Annotated in this window: 1 protein-coding gene; it reads right to left on the minus strand. The window is 72.0% G+C overall.

Annotated elements, in window-relative coordinates; translation table 11 throughout:
- Positions 1-1,555, minus strand: a 1,555-nt coding sequence (locus tag ABD369_RS40450; RefSeq protein ID WP_344641637.1) for a condensation domain-containing protein, incomplete at its 3' end; no start/stop codon positions are given.
- Positions 1,556-1,776 lie beyond the last annotated feature (221 nt).

Raw genomic sequence — 1,776 nt, forward strand, 5'->3', positions numbered from 1 at the left:
AGGCCACCGCCACCAGCCGCTCCGGGCCCACCCCGCGGGCGATCAGGGCATGCGCCAGCCGGTTCGCCCGCGCGTCCAACTCCGCATACGTCAGCGAGAGGCTCCCGCACACCACCGCTACCGCGTCCGGGGTCGCCCTCACCTGTGCCGCGAACAGTCCGGGCAGGCTCGTGGCGGGGAGCTCAGCCACTGTGCCGGTGCCAGCGGCCAGCAGCTCGCGGTGCTCGCCCGTCGCCAGCAGACCGATCCGGCCGACCGTCTCCTGCGGGTCGCAGTCCGCGACGGTGTCCAGCAGCGCGAGCAGGCGCCGCTGGTGGGCGGCGAGTTCGTCGTCGCCTTGGGTCTGCGGCGAACCGTGGAGTTTGAGCTGCAGCGAGCTGCCGTCCCGGTGTCCCAGCACCCAGATCGCCAGGTCGGTGGTGGCTCCGGCGAGCAGGTGGCGCACCGTGGCGGGATGCCCTGCGAAGCTCGGCCGGGAGTCGAAGACCATGATGTTGACGACGAGCGGGAACGCCGACCCGATGATCCCGGGCAGGCCGAGATCCCGGAGCAGGTCCTCGCTGCGATAGCGCTGGTGCACGAGGGCGGCGTCGACCTCCCGTGCCGCCTGAGCGACGAGGTCGTGCCACCGCATGTCCGGTCGCACCGACAGCCGCAGCAGTACCACGTTCGACACCGCGCCGGGCACGGACATCAGAACGGGCTCGGCCGGCCCGCGGCCGGTGACGGGAAGGCCGATCACCACGTCCTCGTCCCCGGTCAGCCGGTGCGCGTAGAGCGCCGTGGCGGCGATCAGCAGGCGGGACCACCGGACGCCGGCCCGCTCGGCCGCCGCCCGAAGCACCTCCGGGCGGAGCAGCGCCGACTCCCCGGTCATGCGGAGGGCACCGGCCGGGTCTCCCGGAGCCCGGTGGGTGACCCGCGTCGGTGCCGGCCGGTCGGCGAAGCGTTCCATCCAGTACGAACGGTCGGCGGTGTACTGCGCGGAGGTCTGGTAGGCGGCGTCCCGCTCCACCAGGTCGTGCAGTGAACCGAAGGCCGACGGCGGCACCGGGTGGCCCTCGGCCAGCGCCGTGTACGTCTCCGCGAGCCGCTGCCTGACCAGGGCGTAGCCGAACCCGTCCATCACCAGGTGGTGGTAGTTCTGGTACCAGAGGAAGTGACTCGGCGACAGCTTGATCAACGCGTGGCTGAACAGCGGATCGCGGGCGAGGTCCAACGGGCGCGTCTGGTCCCGGGCCATCCACTCCAGAGCCGCCGTGCGCGGCTCCGGCTCGCCACTGAGATCGAGGTGCGTCGGCGCCCAGTCCACTGTCTCGTGAACGAGCTGGCACGGGCCCTCGCCGTCGTCGACGAAGCTCACGTGCAGCGCGTCGACCTCACCGACCACCCGGCGCAGCGCGGTGTCGAACAGCTCCGGGTCGACCGGACCGTGGATCTCCAGATACTCGCCGATCCGATAGCCCGGAATGACCGTCCGTGACCGCTGTTCGGCGAGCCAGATCTCACGCTGAGCCGCTGTCAGGGGAAGGGCGTCGCCTTCGCGACGAGACATGGGGGTTCCTCCAGGAGTGTGGGCAGGCTTGGTGGCAGGGCGCACGGGAGCGCGCCGGCCGCGGTGACGTCACGCGGTCGGCGGGCTGGTGGCGCGCTGTGCTGCGGTCAGGAGGCGACGAGGTCGCCGGCCTGGAGCTGCCAGAGGGATGCGTAGAGCCCGTGCTGCGCGAGCAGTTCGTCGTGGGTGCCCTGCTCCGCCACGACACCGCCCTTGTCCAT

The organism is Kitasatospora cystarginea (assembly GCF_039533515.1).
Lineage (GTDB): Bacteria > Actinomycetota > Actinomycetes > Streptomycetales > Streptomycetaceae > Kitasatospora > Kitasatospora cystarginea.